The organism is Candidatus Pelagibacter communis, from assembly GCF_001180165.1.
GTDB classification, from domain to species: Bacteria; Pseudomonadota; Alphaproteobacteria; order Pelagibacterales; family Pelagibacteraceae; genus Pelagibacter; species Pelagibacter ubique_P.
In genome coordinates this window covers 118,032-136,708 of record NZ_CVSQ01000060.1, presented here as the reverse complement: position 1 = coordinate 136,708, position 18,677 = coordinate 118,032, and the positions used below count along the sequence as shown (strand labels likewise).

Below are 18,677 nucleotides of genomic sequence, written 5' to 3'. Positions count from 1 at the left end.
GATTAAATTATCTAAAAAAAAATGATTATTTTTAAATTAATTGTCTTTATGAAAAGATTTCCCCAATGAACTAGGAGTACTTAGTCTTATTTTTCTACTATCACGAGAAATTACAACTAAAACTATTATTGTAACGATGTAAGGTAGAGCTGTTAAAAATTGCACAGGAATTCTTACTCCAATTGCTTGCATATGGAACTGAATAATTGTTAAGCCACCAAAAATCATAGCACCAATCAAAATTTTTATTGGGTTCCACGTTGAGAAAACCACCAGAGCCAATGCGATCCAACCTCTTCCACCTGTCATATTTTCAATCCACTGAGGAGTATAAATCATGGATAAATATGCGCCAGCAAGTCCACTCATTGCGCCTCCATAAAGTATACAAGCGTAACGAACTAGCCTAACATTTATTCCTTGATTAGATGCAGACTCAGGTGAGTCTCCTACAGCTCTTACAATTAATCCAATTTTCGTTTTTTTTAAAAAATAGCTAGTTATGAAGGGAAGGGCAAAAGCAAAATAAAAAACAATTGAATGTCCAAATAATATTGGACCTAAAAGTGGTATTGTGTCTTTTAAACCTTCAAATAAAACAGGAAACTCTTTTCCAGGAATACCTACAAAATTTTTTCCTATCATCGCAGAAATACCAATTCCAAATATGGTAAGCGCTAAACCAGTAGCAACATGATTAGTGATTAATGTTTGAGTCAGGAATGCAAAAATAGTTGAAATAAGAACTCCAGCTAACATTGCCCCAAAAATTGCAATAATTAAACTTCCTGTCACTGTCATTAGTGCGAAGCCTGATATAGCGCCGATGATCATCATTCCTTCAACACCAAGGTTTAGAACACCGGATCTTTCTGTAATCAGTTCACCACAGGACGCTAGGATCAAAGGAACAGCGGAGGCCATTATTGATGCAATTATCAGTCCAATAAAATTTATATCGATGATCATTTTTTTGAACCTATAAATTTAATTTTGAAAAAAAGTAAATAATCTGATGCAAGAAGAAAGAATAAAATCATTCCTTGAAAAACCTGACCAGTATATTTAGGAATTTGCATAAATATTTGAGCTGTTTCAGCACCCAAATAAGTTATTGCAACAACTAGTGATGCAAAGATGATACCAACAGGATGTAAACGACCCAAAAACGCTACAATTATAGCAGTAAAACCATAATCTGGAGAAATTTCTCTATGAAGCTGTCCAATAGGTCCAGTTATTTCTCCAACTCCAGCTAAACCTGCGCAAGCACCACTTATTAGAAAAACGAGGACGATCATTTTTTTACCTTTGTATCCAGCATATTTTGCTGTCTTTAAACTAAAACCTGAAACTTTCATTTGGAACCCTAAATAAGTTTTATAAAAAACAAACCAACTGATAACCACCGCAGCTAAAGCTAAAAATATTCCCGCGTGAATTCTCAGTCCTTCAAATAATAACGGAAGTTTAGCAGAGTCACTGAACTGTCTGGTTTCAGGAAAATTAAATCCTTCTGGATTGCTCCAAGGACCAACAACAAGATAGTCCAAAATTAATTTTGAAACATATACCAACATAAGACTTACTAATATTTCATTTGTATTAAAGTAAGTTTTTAAGATTGCAGGTATTGATGCATAAAGCATACCACCAATTGCACCAGCTAAAATTACTATTGGAAGAATATAAAAACCTTCTTGCTCATAAAACAATAATGCAACTCCCCCTGAAACTATCGCCCCGAAAGTTAATTGCCCTTCGGCTCCAATATTCCAGTTATTACTTTTAAAACAAAAAGATAAACCTATTGCAATTAAACAAAGAGGTGTTGCTTTTAATAGCAATTCACTGAAACCATATTTATCTGCAATTGGAACTATGAAAAAAAATTTAAGAGCTTCAAATGGTTTAAAACCTAAAATAAAAAAAATTAAACCTCCAGCTACTAATGTTAGAAAAATAGCTAACACAGGAGTAAAGAAAAAAATAGCTCTTGATGGCTGATCTCGTTTTACGATTTTAATCAATTTGCTCCTCCCATTAGAATCCCAAGTTTTTCAGAGGTAACTTCTTCAGCATTCATAATTTTTGACAATTTTCCTTTATGAATTACTGAAATTTTATCACTTAATTTTAATAACTCATCAGTGTCTGTAGATATTAATATAATTGATTTATTTTGTTCATTGATTCTTATCAATGTTTCGTGGATATAATTTATTGCTCCAACATCTAGACCCCAAGTTGGATTAAAACAAATTAATAAATCTGGAGAAGTTATTAATTCTCTTCCAATAATTAATTTTTGAAGATTGCCTCCGGACAAAAATTGGCTTTTTAATTCAATGTTGTCCGTATTAACATTAAAATCTGAAATTATTTTTTTGGAATGATCTTTAATTTTGTTTTCGTTTATTAATCCATTATTAAAAAAATTTGATGATTTAAAATTGTTTAGAGCTACATTTTCAAAAATTTTCATTTGTGGAATTGCAGCCTGCTCAAGCCTATCCTCTGGAGAAAAGGCCATCAAATATTCTCTTCTTTCTTGAGGATTTAAATCTCCTATGTAATTATTATTAAATTCTATAGATTTTTTTTCCGAAATAATTTCACCACTTAATACTTGAAATAATTCACTTTGACCGTTTCCTGATATACCAGCAATTCCTAAACACTCCCCTCGATTAACAGAAAAATTAATATCCATTAAATTTGTTTCAAAAGGATCTTCACTTGTAAAATTAAGATTAGTTATTTTAATTAATTGATCTGATGAAGTTTTTGCTTTTTTTTTCTTAATTGTTTTAAGGTTCTGACCCACCATTTTGTTAGCAAGTGACTCAATATTTTCGTTCTTTATTTCACTTACAGAAACTAACTTTCCTCTTCTCATTACAGCAACCTCATCACAAAGCTGCATAACTTCCTTTAGTTTATGTGTAATATAAATAATTAAAATTCCTTCTTCTGAAAATTTTTTCAAAGATAAGAATAATTCACTCGTTTCTTGTTCTGTTAATACAGATGTTGGTTCATCCATAATTAAAACTTTTGGATTCCTTATTAGACATCTTATTATTTCCACTTTCTGTTTTTGACCTGCTGATAGATTTAGAATAGGAATATCAAGATCAATTGAAAAATTATATTTTTTCATAATTGTATCAATTTTTTCTCTTAAACTTTCCCTTTGTTCATCTGAGTCTATTATTAAGTTTTCAAATACGGACAATGTTTCAAAAAGATTAAAATGCTGGAATACCATTCCGATATCATTTTTTTTTGCATCCAATGGCGAATTAAGCTTTAGATTATTTTCATTTAAATAAATTTTACCTTCGTCAGGAATGATGACGCCTGATAGAATTTTAACTAGTGTAGATTTTCCAGCACCATTTTCTCCAAGAAGGGCATAAATTTTACCACTATTAAATTCCAGAGAAACATTGTCGTTTGCAACACACCCAGGATATATTTTAGTTACATTTGAAATTTTAAGGTTTGTATTCATTAATTAATTTAATGGTATAGAATTTCCATCCTTATTTTCCTGATATTGATTTGATAATTTTTGATATTTTTTTTTAATTTCGTTTAGTTGGTTTAAAATTTTTTCTTTTTTTGAAGAAGGTAAATTTTCAATAAGTAAATTTATATTCTGACTTTTCCAATAGGAATTTTCTTTATTATATTCTCCATCATTAATTTTAAATACTTCTTTGAGTATATTTAAATCATGTGGAATATTAAATTCATCATTTGTGGCAATATATGGAAACAAATAATAAAAATTATCAAAGCCAGAAAATGTGATTGCACTCAAACACATACTGCAAGGCTCATGTGAACTTAAGAACATGCAGTCTTTTTCTTTTGGTCTTGTATTTGCATCTAATTCATAAAATTTTTTAAGAGTATGCATCTCACCATGCCACAATGGATTTTCTATTTCATTGTTTGTTTCTGCAGCTACAAGAGATAAATCTTCTTTTTTAATTATTGCGGCACCAAATATTTTACTACCTTTGGCAACACCTTGTTCAGTTAAGGGCAAAACTTCTTTTAAAAATATATTTAGTATCTTTTCTAGGGCTTTTTCATTCATATGCTTGGATCATCAAATAAAGAACACAATTGTTACTATAATTAAACTTAAAAGTAATAAGAAATAAATTATTTATACAACTTAAAAGTTAATAATTTGTGAAACGAAAAATGTTAGTTTAAACTTATGTCAAAATTAAAATCAGCAATAAGTCTTGTAATTATATTAATTTTTTTTTCAGGCTGTCAAACTGTTAAAGATAAAACAGATGCTATTGTTGAAAAGGAAAATGAAAAATTAAGTAAATTTCTTGGAAAATCAGCTAGTGAACTTCAGATAGAGCTTGGAAAACCAGACGAAGACTTTAAAAATGCTAAAGGCAATTTTGAGTTTGTTTATAATAGCAAAAAATACCTTGTTCCATGTGAACGTAGATTTGAAATAAATTCAGAAAATATAGTCGTGGGTTTTGTTTCAAACGGTTGCTTTTAAAATTTATTAATTAAAATAAATCTGCTCATTATAGGTTTTTTTCACTATCTAAAGTGGAGTTGTACAAAACTAATCAGTTTTTTTATATTAATTCATAGCCAATAATGTAACGTCTGTTTAGATAACGACGGAGGTTATATGGCTTCAAGAAAAACAAAAGTGGGCTCTACAAACAGTCCGGATAAAAAACTTCCATTAAATAAATCCATACCTTTAGGAATTCAGCACGTACTAGCAATGTTTGCTGGTAATATAACGGTTCCTATTATTGTGGCTGGAGTTTTTGGTCAAACGCCTGAACAAAAAATATTTTTGATTCAAATGGCTTTGTTTGTTGCGGGAGTTGCAACAATTATCCAAACAGTTGGTTACAAAGAAATTGGTGCAAGACTTCCTATTGTTCAAGGAACAAGTTTTGCGTTTATACCAATTATGCTACCATTTAAAGCAGCAGGGTTAGGTGCGGTATTTACAGCAGCGTTCATTGGAGGAATTTTTCAAATTTTTATTGGAAAAGTTTTGAAACCAATAAGGCATCTATTTCCACCATTAGTCACTGGTATAGTTGTACTAATGATTGGATTTAGTTTGCTTAAAGTTGGTTTTATGTATGCTGGTGGAGGTGGATGGTTAATGAATAATAAACCTGAAATCTTTGCAAATGCAAATCACTTAACAGTTGCCGCTTCAGTTTTTATAGTTGCTATTTTTTTCAATCTTAGAGGAAAAGGAATGGCTTCTGCAGCCTCAATTTTAATTGGAATAGTAGCTGGCTTCATAGTTGCAGCAGCACTAGGAATGGTTAACTATGGTAAAATTGCATCTGCATCATGGTTTGCATTTCCAATGCCACTTCAATATGGAATTGATTTTGTGCCTGGTGCAATAATTCTAATGTTGTTTATGTCAATTGTTACAACGATTGAAACAATTGGAGACATAAGTGCTACTACAATGGGTGGTGCTAAACGAGAAGCAACGGATAAAGAAATATCAGGTGGAATTATGGCAGATGGTGTTGGTACTGCATTTGGTGCAATATTTAATGCGATGCCAAATACATCCTATTCACAAAATGCTGGACTAGTTGCGTTTACAGGAGTGGTAAGTAGGCACGTTGGAACTATTGCAGGAATAGTATTAGTTCTAATGGGATTATTTCCAAAATTAGGTGGAATAATCGCAGCAATGCCAGAGTCGGTGATTGGTGGAGCAGCAATCATTATGTTTGGGATGATTGTAGCTGCTGGTATAAAATTAATTTCAAGAGCAGAAATGGATCAAAGAAATTTATTAATCTTAGCTCTTTCTTTGTCTTTTGGAATTGGAATGTCATTGTTACCAGACTTTGTGAAAAATATTCCAGATTTTGGAATAAGTTTAAAACTACTGTTAACAACTGGACTTATACCTGCTGGATTATTAGCATTTGTTTTAAATGCTATAATGGCAAAGAAATAATTAATTTAAACTTGTGGGGAGAAATCCCCACAAGCAAGGTTTAAGACTTATTTAATTTCAATAAGCTTCTTTTTTTTATGTTCTGGAATTATTCTTTCACAAGATATTGTTAAAAGACCATCTTTAAGCTCAGCACCATTAACTTTTACATCATCAGCTATAGTAAATGATCTTGCAAATTGTCTTTGAGAAATCCCTTTATGAATAATTTCTCCATTTACATCACTGTCCTCAGACTTATTAACTTGTTTTGTTCTAACTGTTAATAAATTGTCCTCGAACTCAACCTCAACGTCTTTTTTGCTAAAGCCAGCCAATGCTACTTCAATTGCATAGTTGTCTTTACCTGTCTTTCGGATGTTGTATGGTGGATAATTTGACTGCATCGTCAAATTTCCATTTCCCAACATATTTTCAAATTGGTCGAACATATCGTCAAAACCAATTGAAAAAGGTCTAAGTGAGTTAAATATAGATAGATCCTTACTTGTCATAATATCCTCCTTTTTTAAGCAAGTTTATTTATGCAAGCCCCATTAGGCGACTTACCTAACTTATATGGGAATTAATTTTTTTTTTTCAAGATTGAATATTTACTAAATTTTATTTGAAATTTTTAATGCAAATGCATAATCAATCGCAATTTCTTCTATTGCGCCATCTCTTCCTGATTTTCCACCATGACCAGCATTCATTTCGGTTTTTAAAAGAAGTAAATTATTATCTGTTTTATAGTCTCTAAGTTTTGCTGTGAACTTTGCAGGTTCATCAAATAAAACTCTATTATCACTTAAACTTGTTGTAATAAAAATATGTGGATAATCCATTTTTTTAATATTGTTGTAGGGCGCATATGAAAAAATATAATCAAAGTGTTCTTTATTCTCTTTTGCATTTCCAAATTCGTCAAATTCTCCCACAGTTAAAGGTAAAGAATGATCTAAATTTGTTGTTAAAGAATCCACAAAAGGGACAGCCATTATAATTCCTAAAAATAATTCAGGAGATTGATTGACTACAGCTCCCATTAATAATCCTCCAGCTGATCCACCCATTCCAATAATATTTCCTTTTGATGTATAATTCTTTTCGATCAAATATTTTGCTGAGTAAATATAATCTTTAAAAGTATTTTTTTTGTTTGTTAATTTTCCCTCTTTCCACCACTTCATACCTTTTTCCATACCACCTCTAATGTGAGCTGTAGCCCAAATTATATCTCTATTTATAAGACTAAGTCTTGTAGAAGAAAAACTTGGGGACATAGAATTTCCATAAGACCCGTATCCATATAACAAAACATTTGCAGATCCATCAATATTTGTTTTTTTGTGTCTAGTAATTGTTAATGGAACCATCCTCCCATCATGAGATTTAAACTCAACTCTCTCTACAATATAGTCATCTCTATTATGACCAGATGGGATCTCTTGTTCTTTAACAAGTTCTTTAGATTTTGTTGCTAAATTATATTTAAATACTCTAGAAGGAGTTTTAGGTGATGAATATCCCAAATGAACTTCATCAGTATTTCTATCTTTTTGAGTTAAGCTTACTCCTGGAACATAAACAGATTCATCAGAAAAAATTAATTCTTCTTCTACATTTGTAGAAACATTTTTGACAAATAGTTTATCTAGTGCATCTGATGTTTCACCACGAATAATCCAATTTTTAAGGAATGTTAATCCACCAATTAAAACTTCATCTTTTGCTGGAATATATGTTTGCCAATTTTGATTTTCTAAATTGTCACAAATATCAATTTTAAAGTCTTCAGCATTTTTATTTGTATGATTATAAAATTTACCATCCCATGAATTAACAGAATACAGAACACCTCTTTCTCTTTTAATAATAAGTTTTGGAGATGGACTTAATTCTTCTGATTTAAAGTAATATTGCTCCGAAGTATTATGGTCAGAAGTATTTATAAAAAAATATTTTTCATCTGAGCTTTTTTCAATTCCTACAGTAAAAGCCTCACTTTTCTCCTCAAATATTAATTCATCTTTGCCATCAAAATCTCCTATTTTGTGCCTGTATATTGTTCTTGCTCTATGATTTTCATCAAGTTTAGAATAAAAAATATATTTATCATCTAAACTAAATGTTATTCCTCCCGATGTTTCTGTAATTTCTTTTGAAATAATCTTGTTTGTTTTTATATCTCTTAAATAAATTGTATAATATTCAGAACCCTTAAGATCTAAAGAATATCCTAAATACTTATCATTATTACTTACTTCTAAATCTCCTACACCAAAATATTCAGTTTTGAGTTTTTCTTTTTCTTTATCCCCATTCCATATCTCCTCAATATTTTCTGAACCAATTTTTTTTCTAAGCTTTATGGAATAATTTCCTTTTGCTGTAGTTTTTGTCCAATATTCGTACGTATGATCTTTATAGGGTAAAGATTCATCTTCTAATTTAATTCTTCCTTTAATTTCATCGAATAATTTTTTTTGAATATCTTTTGTATCTTTTAAATGATGATCTGTGTAAGCATTTTCGTCTTCTAAATATTTTTTCACTTCAGGATCTAACTTACTTTTATCTTTTAGGACTTCTAAAATATCTTTTTGATGAATCCAGCTATAATTGTCTTCCCAATCAATATTGTGACAAGTTTTTATCTCTAGTTTTTTTTTAAGTTGTGGTACTTTCATCTAATAAGGAAATATATGAATATTATTATTTATCTACTTGTAATTTTAGTCATTTTATATTTTTTATTAAGATGGTGGTCAAATATTTCTCCAAAAAAAATGTCAAAAGGAGTTAGGCTGATTACAATTTTATTATTGGCTTTATTAGCAGTTTTATTTGCCATTGGTGGGAAATTTCTACTCACATTACCATTAACTCTTGCAAGTCTTGCTCTAGTTAAACTTAAAGGTTTATCATTGATACAATTGCTTTCTCTTTATAGGCTTATTCAAACTTTGAGGAATTCTGGAAGATTTTCTTTTAATCAGCATCAAAATAATAACCCTTCATCATTATCAACATCTGAGGCATATAAAATTTTAAATTTAGATATTAATAAAAAACCAACCAAAGAGACACTAAATAAAGCTTACCAAAAAATACAAAAAAAAATTCACCCAGATATTTCTCCTGAGACTTCAAGATTGTCAGCTATAGTCAATGAAGCTAAAGAAATAGTTCTTAAAGATATTTCTTAATTAATTATTGATAATAGTTTTTCATAAATCTTATCTGGATTTATTTTATCTTTACCATGAGTGTTGTGAGAAACAGTAGTTTCTCCATCAGGAATTATTGGATGCATATTTGTATTATAAGAACCATAAATTAATGGTGTATCTGCCATTAATGTAATTGTTTTAATTCCTAATGCTGATGATAAATGGGAGAAACTTGTATCATTGCAAATTGCAACATTACAATTTTTTATAATAGGTAATGTTTCTTTTATACTTAGGTTATCTAAAGCAACACACTTTTCTCTAAATTTTGTACTTAATATTTCCATTAAGATTTTTTGCTCATCATCATTTTTACCTGTAGCTAAAAAAAACCTACATTTTTTAGTATTTTCTAATCTTTCCATTACGTTTAGAAAAGTTTTTGACGGTATTCTTTTTGTTGGACCTGAACCACCTACACCTAACAAGACATTAAGTTCGTCATTATTTATATTAAAGTTTACTGCTGATTTTTGAACTAGATCATTATCAATTTGAATTTCTGGATTATCAATAGTTTCTATATCTAAGTATCTTTTTATTAATTTTTTAGCAGACTCTGTAATATGTTGATTTTGTTTTTCAAATAATGGGTATTGAAATATTTCTTTGATACCTGCTAATCTAGAAATTAAATTATATCTCAAAGAAGAATTAAATAAAAAAACTTTATTGAAATTATATTTTTTTATATCACTTGCCAATTTGAAAAATCCTTTTAAACCATCATGTTTTTGATTTATTTTATTGTCTCTTTCTAAGTGAATTATTTCATCAATATAATTTGTTTGATTTAAAAACTCGTCAGCTTTTGAATTTTCTTTCACTAGCAAGCTAACAGGTACTCCAAATTTATTTGAAATAGCTTTAATAAATGGTAGGAAAATAACCGTATCACCAATACCCATCTTATTTTGAATAGCTAATATTTTCATAGTTAATTTATAAACTTTACTAATTAATATTTTTATATAAATTTTTACTATGAGTAAAATTAAAGGCATTTATGCGGCCTCAATGTCGATCTTAAATGATGATTTGACGCTTGATATTAAAAAAACCATTCTGCACGCAGAAATGGTTATAGACAATGGTTGTCACGGAGCAGCTATATTTGGTAGTACAGGGCAGGCTCAACTTATACCTGTCTCTGAAAAAATTAATTTGTTAAATCATCTGACTTCAAGCAAACACAAAGAAAAATATATTATAGGTACTGGTTTAAATTCTTTAGGTGAAACAATTAATTTAATGAGAGTTTCTAAATCTTTAGGTTTTAATAGATTCTTAATTATGCCGCCTGCTTACTATAAATATGGAGATAAAGAAGTAATAGAGTTTTATAGCAAAATAGTAGAAGTAATTTCTGATTGTGAAATAGTACTTTATAATTTTGAAAAACTCTGTGGTTATAAGTTTAGTATTGAATGTATTGAAGAGTTAGTAAAAAAATATCCAAAAAATATTATTGGTGTAAAAGATAGTTCTTACAATCTTTTTGAAAATTTAAAAATTGATAATTTTTCAGTTTTACCTGGATCAGAATCTAAATTACTTAAAGGACTTCAATTAGGCTGTTCAGGAATAATCACAGCTACATGCAATGCCACTTCTTCACTGGCAAGAAAAGTATATGATGATTTTAATGATGGACAAGATCAGACAGTAAATCAAAATCTTTGTGATGTAAGAGCTGAATTTGAAAAATATAATTTAATTTCAGGTTTACATACATACTTTAGTAAAAAAGAAATATATTATAAAAATCTTTTACCACCACTTAGCATTTTAAATGCTAAAGATGAATTGGATTTAATCAATAATTTAGAAAAATTAAATTTTTCTTTAAAAAATACTAAGGCGGCTTAATGCAATTAGCTAGATTTTTAAATAATGTTTTTAAAAAAGATGGATTTATATTAGTTGATGCTAATTCAAAAAGTTACATTATTGGAAATCCAAAAAGTGAAAACCCTATAAAAGTTAACATTTTAAATAAAAATCTTCATTATAAGTTGCTATTTCATCCCGATTTATATTTTGGTGAAGCATATACAGATGGTGAAATCACTATTGAAAATGGAACGCTGACTGATTTTTTGGATCTCTCTTTAATGAATTTTGGAAGAGGAGATTTAAATTTTTTTAGTTATTTGATTAATAGATTAAGAGGTTCTTATAGATATTTAACTAATTTTAATTTTATAAAAAAATCTAAGATGAATGTTTCGCATCATTATGATATTTCGGATGATCTTTATGACTTATTTTTGGATCCTAAAAGACAATACTCATGTGCATATTTTAAAAATGAAACAGATACATTGGAAACAGCTCAAAATAATAAAATTCAACATTTAATAAAAAAACTTAATATAAAACCAAATCAAAAAGTTTTAGATATTGGATGTGGATGGGGTTCTCTTGCAATAGATATTGCAAAAAGTGCAAAATGTGAAGTAACAGGTATTACACTTTCAGAAAACCAATTTAATTACTGCAAGAAAAGAGCAAAAGAACTTAATTTGGAAAATCAATTAAACTTTAAGTTAATGGATTATAGAGAGCTCGATGAAAAATTTGATAGAATTGTCAGTGTTGGGATGTTTGAACATGTAGGAAGAAAATTTTATAAAAAATTCTTTTCACAAGTTGAAAAACTTTTAAAGGATGATGGGGTGTCATTAATTCATACTATAGGATCAGTTAATCCACCAAGAGATCCACATCCATGGATCACTAAGTATATTTTTCCTGGAGGCTATACTCCAAGTTTAAGTGAGGTAACTACACCAATTGAAAAAGCAGGCTTAATTGTTGCAGATATTGAGGTTTTAAGACTTCATTACTCACATACACTAAGACATTGGAAAGAAAATTGCATTCGAAATAAAGATAAAATAATTCAAATGTTCGATGAAAGATTTTTTAGGATGTGGGAATTTTATCTTGCTGGTTGTGAGATGGCATTTAAATGGGGTGATCAAGTTGTATACCAATTTCAATTAACAAAGAATTATTCTTCCACACCAGTCACAAGAGACTATATTTATCAATAAATAATTGGTAGAAACTAACTCCCTTAAGATGAAAAAAAAGAAAAAAAAATTAAAAAAAAGTATTTCTAAAAACCAAAAAAAAACTAAAAAAAAAGTTAAAAAATTATCTAAAAAGTCAAATAAATTTAAGATTAAAAATAAATCTGTAAAAAAAATTAATAATCGAAGAAAACAAAAAAAATCAAAGAAACCAAAACAATCAAAAAAAATTTCAAAAAAATCTAAATCTATTGTATCAAAGAAACCAGATTTTCTTTTAAAATTAGTTAACTTTCAAAATTCTTTAAAGCCTGAATTTAAGTTTAGATTAAATTTCGGTTTTGAAAAATATATCCAAGCATTTTTTGATAAAATAGCAGACACAATTTCACAGTATAAAATTCTAAAAAAAGATGAAGCAAGAAGGTTAAAATTAGAAAAACAAGAAAAAGAAAGATTAGAAAAAATTGAAGCTGCAAAAGAAAAGCAAAAAGAGGCTGAATTAAAAGTTAAATTAAAAGAACAAGCTTTAAAAGATGAAATTAGATTAGAAAAACAAAGAACAAAAGAAATAAAACTATTCTTAAGAAAAGAACAAGCTCTTTTAAGAATTGAACAAGCAGAAAAACAAAAGCAATTTTTACAACAATTAAAATTAGATAAACAAATTGAAAAATTTAGAGTTAGAGAGGTTAAAGAATTAGAGAAATTGGAAAAAATTTCCTTAAGAGAAAAGAGAGAGGATTATGCTGGCTTACAACAAAGAATAGAAAAATTAAAAGAAAAATATCGAATTATTAGGGATCAAAAAATTAGAGAAAGAGTAGAGGCTTTAGGAGTTAAAATTCAAGGAGATGAAGATAGAGAAACACTGTTACAAAAAGAAAAAGAATATACTTTAGCTAGACAGAAAATTGAGTTTGCTCTCGAAAGTTTTTACAGAAGTGCTAGCAGTTTAGTATTTCAATTAAACAAAAGACATATAACAAGACATATGTCTATCTTTAGATGTATAGACAGAAGATTTGAAACAGGAGAAATATTTGTTAAATGGGATGAAGCCTTAGATGATGAATGGCTTTTATTAATTTATATAAAAAATAATTCACCAGATGAAGGAATAGTTATTGAAGATAAAACCAATCCAGAAAAAAATATTTCTCATGAGTTTAAAAATAATGAAATATTTAAGGCCTCAGATACCATGGTTGATGCTCTTACGCAGTTAATCGCAAGAAAAAGAGCCAAAAATATCAATTAAATTATCTTACATAATTAAGTATCATTAAGAATGTTACTTTCCTCAACATTAATGATTATTTTGTATCTAATATTAAAATATGTCCTTGCCTGGATAAGGTATTTTAACAGTCTCGACTCTAGATTAGGCCAATCTACATGGCGATGGAGTTATGATTACCCAGTAGTTGGTGAAAGAGATATTTCAGATTTAGATGATAAGATTTTTGTTAGACTCAGGAGGAAAAGAAATAGAGTTATAACTCTCATGTATTCAATATTATTAATTATGTTTTTATTATCCATGTCTTTACTAAGTGAATTTTTAATATTTTTTTTAACTTAGTTTTTTGAGTTGTTTTTTATTTTTTAAATATAAAAAAAAAGCAACAATTTCGTATCCATATTTAAAGATTGAGAAAATTATTGGTAGTTTAAAAAATTTATATAAAAATTTATATTTTGGAATTTTTTTCCAAACGTAAAGAAATGCCTCCGCGCCTTCAATAATTTTACCATTCTCCTTAACATGCAATCTTCTTAATAATTCTTTATCATTTCTAGATGTTTCTTTTTCAGCATCTGAATTATTTGTAATATCTATCCAGTCAATATCCTTAATATTTTCTTTTTTATATAAGTTAATTTCAGATCTACAGATCTTACAAGAATTATTAAAAAATACTTTCATTTAACAATAATTAACTTTTAGTAATAAATTGTACATGCGTAAAATGATCAGTTGAAAATTATTAACAAACCACTATTTAAGATGAATGAGTAACTTCTTTAATAAATCCGACTTAACAAGACAAGATGCTGATAAAATAGTATCTGATACACTAAATAATTGTGATGATGGTGAGCTTTATTTAGAGGAGTCAAAATCAGAGTCAATTGTGTTAGATGACAATAAAATAAAAAGCTCAAACTATAGTTCTGATTTAGGATTTGGCTTCAGAGCTATCTCAAACGAGGTTGTTGCTTATTCATATTCTAATGAAATATCAAAAGATTCATTAAAAAATTCCTCAGAAAATCTTAAATCAACTCTTAAATCAATTAAAGGCACATATAATCATGAAATTCCAAAATCTAATAAAAAATTTTATGAAGATATTAATCCAATTGAACAAAAATCTTTAGACTCGAAATTAGAAGTTTTAAATAAAGTAAATGATTTTTTAAGAAAAAAAGATGGATCAGTAAAACAAGTGACTGCTAGTTTTGCTGGTGAACAAAAATCAATTGAAATTATTCGATCAGGTGGAGAAGCACTCACCGATGTACGTCCATTAATTAGATTTAATGTATCTGTAATGTTGGAAAAAAACGGAAGAAAAGAAACGGGTGTATATGGTATTGGTGGCAGGCAATCTTATGATGATTATTTAAAAAATGATAATTGGAAAAATGTTTGTGAAGAAGCTTTTAGAATTGCTTCAGTAAATTTAGACAGTAAACCAGCGCCTGCTGGAGAGATGAAAGTAGTTTTAGGACCTGGTTGGCCAGCTATCTTAATTCATGAAGCAATTGGTCATGGTCTTGAAGGAGATTTTAATAGAAAAAAAACATCAGCTTTTCACGATCTTATGGGTCAAAAAGTTGCAAGTGAGGGTGTAACAATTGTTGATGATGGTACGATTGATAATAGAAGAGGAAGTTTAACAATTGATGATGAGGGAACGCCAACGGAGAGAACTGTTTTAATTGAAAATGGTATTCTTAAAAACTTTATGCAAGACAGGCATAATGCGAGATTAATGAAGACAAGATCCACTGGATCTGGAAGAAGAGAAAATTATAGACATATTGTTTTGCCAAGAATGAGAAATACAATGATGTTAAGTGGCAATCAAACTCAAGATGAAATGATCAAATCTGTTGATAAAGGAATTTTTGCTGTAAGCTTTGGAGGAGGTCAGGTAGATATCACATCTGGAAAATTTGTATTTAATTGCACCGAAGCCTACGAAATAAATAATGGAAAAATTGGGTTTCCAATTAAAGGAGCAACACTAATTGGTGATGGGCCATCAATACTTAAAGAAGTATCAATGGTAGGAAATGACATGATGTTGGACCCAGGTATAGGAACTTGTGGAAAGGCTGGACAAGGAGTTCCTGTGGGAGTCGCTCAACCTTCAATTTTGATCGATAAAATGACAGTTGGTGGAACTAAACTTTAATTATGGTTAAGGATCAAGAATTTCTAAAATCTAAAGCTTCATATTGTTTGGATTTGGCAAAAAAAATGGGAGCAACTGATGCAAGTGTTACAGTTGGTCACTCAATTTCAGAAACAGTTAATTTTAGAAATAAATCCCTAGAAGCTTCAGATAGATCAGATGGATTGGCATTAAGTATAGAAACTTATTTAGGTAAAAGAAGATCATCAATTTCATCATCAAATTTACTAGATGAAAATATAAAAACTTTAATTGAAAAGTGCTTTGAAACTACAAAAATTACACCAGAGGATGAATTTAATTCTTTACCTGATAAAAATTTATTAGCCAAACAAATTAGTAGTCTTAATTTGTATGATGAAACAAGATTCGAAAACGATAAAAAAATAAAATACTTAAAAGATTTAGAAGAGTCTGCTTCATCAAATAATCAAATCATAAATACAGAATCTAGTTTCACTGAAAATAAATCGAATTTTATACTTGCAAATAGTGACGGTTTTTGTGACGGTTATAAAACTTCTTCTTTTACTACTTCTTGCGTAACAGTTGCAAAAGATGAAAATAGCATGGAAAGAGACTATGAGTTTTCTAGCAAACGTCATTTGTTTGATATTAAGCAAGCAATAGATCTTGGAAATAAAGCTGCCAAGCAAACTATTAGAAAATTGAGCCCTAAAAAAATTGGAAGTGAAAAGATTAGCATAATTTTTGATAAAAGAATTTCAAAGGGAATGTTAAGTGTTTTTGCAAGTGCAATATCTGCCTCCGCAATTGCAAGAGGTACTTCATTTTTAAAGGATAAAATTGGTGAACAGGTTTTTGCTGATTCGATAAATGTAATTGATAAACCTGATATAATTAAAGGAATGGGTTCTCAAAACTTTGATGCAGAGGGTGTAAACTCAAATACATTACAACTTATAGAGAATGGAATACTTAAAAATTATCTTGTCGACACATACAATGGAAAAAAATTAAATTTACAATCAAATGGAAGAAGTGGTGGAACTACCAATTTATATTTTGAAAAAGGAAATATAAGCCATGAGGATCTTATGAAAAAAAATTCAAGAAGTCTTTATATTACTGAAACTATTGGTCACGGATCTAATCTTGTAACAGGAGATTATTCAGTAGGGGCCACTGGTTTTTTGGTTGAAGACGGAGAATTTAAATATCCTGTTAATGAAATAACAATTGCTGGAAATTTTAAGGATATGTTCAAAAATATTATTTTAGCTAATGATTTAGAATTCGAATATTCAGTCAATTCACCAACTATGATGATAGAAGGTATGACTGTTGCAGGAAAATGAGTAGTTATTGTGTAATTGGCTCTGGAATTTCTGGAGCAACAATAGCTAATTTGTTAAGTAAAAAAAATTCTGTACACATTTATGACAAAGCCCGAGGTCCAGGTGGCAGATCTTCTTTTAAAAGATTAAATAAATCAAAAGGATTTGATCATGGGGCACAATATATTTCTCCAAAAACAATTCATTTTAAAAAATTTATTACAAATTTACGTAAAAAAAAAATTCTAAAAAAATGGGGCGGCAAACATGTGTTTTTACATAAGTTAAAAAAAGAAAATAAAAATCATGTTAAAATAATTGGCTGCAAAGGTAACAATGATATTAGCAAACATTTAATAAAAAATATAAATTGTAATTTTCAAAGTGAGTTGGAGAAGATTAAATATATTAAAAATAAATGGAAATTAGATTTTAATAACAACCAAACAAAATATTATGATAAATTAATATTAACTTGCCCATTCCCACAATTAAAAAAATTAACAAAAAAATTTATTAAGGATCCATTCATCAAGCAAAAAATCAAAATGGATGCAAATATTACAGTCATGATCGAAATTAAAAAAACAAATAAAAACATATCAAGTTATTTATTTAATGATAAAATTCTAGGATGGGCTGCTAAAGAAAATAGTAAAAAAAGATTTAAAAGTAATAATGATTTATGGACTTTACAAAGTACAAGCTTATGGGCAAATAAAAAAATAAATAAAAACAGAGAAAATAAAGAAAAAAACTCAAAAATTTTAATTGATCAATTTTTTAAACTTACTGGAATTAAAAAAACAAAAATATTAACTTCATTAAATCATGGTTGGAAATATTCTTCAAATTCTAGATCTTTAAAAATTAAAAGTTATTGGAATAACAAATTAAATTTAGGTGTGTGCGCAGATTGGTTTGTAGGTCCTAGAGTAGAGGCTGGATGGATAAGTGCAAACGATCTTTTTAAAAAAATATATAAATAATTTTATTCAAGATTTTTTAAGCGATATTCCCAATCTCCCATTCTCTCATATGTAATTTTAACAATCACTGAAGTTTTTTTATCAAGCCAAATGTCAAAATTTAATTTTTTATCTTCAGGAAGAGACATATCTTTAGACATAAGTTTGAAATGATCTGTCTCGTATTCTTTACCATTAATTGAAATTTTTTCCTTACCAATAAAAGTAACAATTTGTTCTTTAATACTTCCAGAAATAGGACTTATTTGGCTTTCTGCTTGTAAAATTTTATGACTCCACCAATTTCCAATAATATTTTTAACAGAAGCTTCACCAGAATATGAAGATCCTTTAATCTCAAACTTTTTATTATTTTTATTTAATTTTAAGTTTACAAATTTTTCTTTTTTATTTTGAAGTGTCTTTGATTGAAAAGATATTAAATTATCTTTTAAATAAATTTCTTCCCCATATCCCTCTACTTTAAATATTGTTGCAGATAGGAGTTTTACCTCAAATTTATATTGATTTTTTACTATCGTTTTTTCACCATCTCTTTTAAAAAAATAATTGTTATACCCAATTACTTCATCATTTCTCAAGATCTCCATTTCTATTTTGTTAAATTTGTTATAATGACCAATATGAGCTAAAGAAATTGATGAGAAAAATGTTAAAAGTAAAATAATTGCAATCTTTTTCATTTGCTGATTACAATATTAGAAT

Annotated in this window: 18 protein-coding genes; 9 read left to right on the top strand and 9 right to left on the bottom strand. The window is 28.4% G+C overall.

Annotated features, from left to right (window positions below; translation table 11 throughout):
* Window positions 1-36 precede the first annotated feature (36 nt).
* The 4 genes from AMN88_RS04155 to AMN88_RS04140 are packed head-to-tail and all read right to left on the bottom strand — an operon-like array spanning window position 37 to window position 4,111.
* Window positions 37-957, bottom strand: a complete 921-nt coding sequence (locus tag AMN88_RS04155) for an ABC transporter permease (RefSeq protein WP_425319189.1) — start codon at window positions 955-957, stop codon at window positions 37-39.
* Between the two features lie 8 nt (window positions 958-965).
* The gene (locus AMN88_RS04150; protein WP_075536550.1) at window positions 966-2,030 is read right to left on the bottom strand and encodes an ABC transporter permease; all 1,065 of its coding nucleotides are present in this window, start codon (window positions 2,028-2,030) and stop codon (window positions 966-968) included.
* Window positions 2,027-3,517, bottom strand: a complete 1,491-nt coding sequence (locus tag AMN88_RS04145; protein ID WP_075536549.1) for an ABC transporter ATP-binding protein — start codon at window positions 3,515-3,517, stop codon at window positions 2,027-2,029. Before AMN88_RS04145 ends, AMN88_RS04150 begins: the two co-directional genes overlap by 4 nt.
* Before the next feature lie 3 nt (window positions 3,518-3,520).
* Complete coding sequence (locus AMN88_RS04140) at window positions 3,521-4,111, bottom strand: nucleoside deaminase (protein WP_075536548.1); 591 nt, start codon at window positions 4,109-4,111, stop codon at window positions 3,521-3,523.
* A 126-nt stretch (window positions 4,112-4,237) separates the two neighbouring features.
* Here AMN88_RS04140 and AMN88_RS04135 point away from each other — a divergent pair, with 126 nt between their 5' ends.
* Complete coding sequence (locus AMN88_RS04135; protein WP_075536547.1) at window positions 4,238-4,543, top strand: hypothetical protein; 306 nt, start codon at window positions 4,238-4,240, stop codon at window positions 4,541-4,543.
* A 138-nt stretch (window positions 4,544-4,681) separates the two neighbouring features.
* Window positions 4,682-6,004: a uracil-xanthine permease family protein gene (locus AMN88_RS04130; protein ID WP_075536546.1), complete on the top strand. Its 1,323-nt coding sequence runs from the start codon at window positions 4,682-4,684 to the stop codon at window positions 6,002-6,004.
* A gap of 47 nt (window positions 6,005-6,051) precedes the next feature.
* Here AMN88_RS04130 and AMN88_RS04125 read toward each other — a convergent pair whose 3' ends face one another.
* Complete coding sequence (locus AMN88_RS04125) at window positions 6,052-6,498, bottom strand: Hsp20 family protein (protein ID WP_075485922.1); 447 nt, start codon at window positions 6,496-6,498, stop codon at window positions 6,052-6,054.
* 102 nt (window positions 6,499-6,600) lie between these two features.
* Window positions 6,601-8,676 carry a S9 family peptidase gene (locus tag AMN88_RS04120; RefSeq protein WP_075536545.1) on the bottom strand — a complete coding sequence of 692 codons (2,076 nt, stop codon included), beginning with the start codon at window positions 8,674-8,676 and terminating at the stop codon, window positions 6,601-6,603.
* Between the two features lie 15 nt (window positions 8,677-8,691).
* Between AMN88_RS04120 and AMN88_RS04115 the strand changes: the two genes are divergently transcribed.
* Window positions 8,692-9,195 carry a J domain-containing protein gene (locus tag AMN88_RS04115; RefSeq protein WP_075536544.1) on the top strand — a complete coding sequence of 168 codons (504 nt, stop codon included), beginning with the start codon at window positions 8,692-8,694 and terminating at the stop codon, window positions 9,193-9,195.
* On the opposite strand, the gene AMN88_RS04110 is transcribed toward AMN88_RS04115, so the two are convergent.
* Window positions 9,192-10,154, bottom strand: a complete 963-nt coding sequence (locus AMN88_RS04110) for a glycosyltransferase family 9 protein (protein WP_179850101.1) — start codon at window positions 10,152-10,154, stop codon at window positions 9,192-9,194. The genes AMN88_RS04115 and AMN88_RS04110 overlap by 4 nt on opposite strands.
* 49 nt (window positions 10,155-10,203) lie before the next feature.
* On the opposite strand from AMN88_RS04110, the gene AMN88_RS04105 reads away from it, so the two are divergent.
* From AMN88_RS04105 to AMN88_RS04095, 3 genes are read left to right on the top strand one after another with little or no spacing between them, the layout of a single operon-like run.
* Entirely contained in the window at window positions 10,204-11,088 is an 885-nt protein-coding gene (locus AMN88_RS04105; RefSeq protein ID WP_075536542.1) for a dihydrodipicolinate synthase family protein, read from the top strand.
* Window positions 11,088-12,278: an SAM-dependent methyltransferase gene (locus AMN88_RS04100; protein WP_075536541.1), complete on the top strand. Its 1,191-nt coding sequence runs from the start codon at window positions 11,088-11,090 to the stop codon at window positions 12,276-12,278. The genes AMN88_RS04105 and AMN88_RS04100 overlap by 1 nt, the downstream gene beginning before the upstream one ends.
* 28 nt (window positions 12,279-12,306) lie before the next feature.
* On the top strand, window positions 12,307-13,518 hold the full coding sequence (locus tag AMN88_RS04095; RefSeq protein WP_075536540.1) for a hypothetical protein: 1,212 nt from the start codon (window positions 12,307-12,309) through the stop codon (window positions 13,516-13,518).
* A gap of 315 nt (window positions 13,519-13,833) precedes the next feature.
* Here AMN88_RS04095 and AMN88_RS04085 read toward each other — a convergent pair whose 3' ends face one another.
* Window positions 13,834-14,187, bottom strand: coding sequence for a thiol-disulfide oxidoreductase DCC family protein (locus tag AMN88_RS04085; RefSeq protein WP_075505172.1), 354 nt, complete (start codon window positions 14,185-14,187; stop codon window positions 13,834-13,836).
* An 85-nt stretch (window positions 14,188-14,272) separates the two neighbouring features.
* Between AMN88_RS04085 and AMN88_RS04080 the strand changes: the two genes are divergently transcribed.
* Genes AMN88_RS04080 through AMN88_RS04070 form a run of 3 tightly spaced genes read left to right on the top strand, consistent with a single transcriptional unit; the run spans window position 14,273 to window position 17,972 of the window.
* Window positions 14,273-15,685 carry a TldD/PmbA family protein gene (locus AMN88_RS04080; protein WP_075536539.1) on the top strand — a complete coding sequence of 471 codons (1,413 nt, stop codon included), beginning with the start codon at window positions 14,273-14,275 and terminating at the stop codon, window positions 15,683-15,685.
* A 2-nt stretch (window positions 15,686-15,687) separates the two neighbouring features.
* Window positions 15,688-17,004 (top strand): TldD/PmbA family protein, encoded by a 1,317-nt coding sequence (locus AMN88_RS04075; protein WP_075536538.1) that lies wholly within the window; start codon window positions 15,688-15,690, stop codon window positions 17,002-17,004.
* Entirely contained in the window at window positions 17,001-17,972 is a 972-nt protein-coding gene (locus AMN88_RS04070) for an NAD(P)/FAD-dependent oxidoreductase (protein WP_075536537.1), read from the top strand. The genes AMN88_RS04075 and AMN88_RS04070 overlap by 4 nt, the downstream gene beginning before the upstream one ends.
* 2 nt (window positions 17,973-17,974) lie before the next feature.
* Here the strand turns inward: AMN88_RS04070 and AMN88_RS04065 are convergent, their stop codons facing one another.
* Complete coding sequence (locus tag AMN88_RS04065) at window positions 17,975-18,655, bottom strand: DUF6134 family protein (RefSeq protein ID WP_075536536.1); 681 nt, start codon at window positions 18,653-18,655, stop codon at window positions 17,975-17,977.
* Window positions 18,656-18,677: the final 22 nt, after the last annotated feature.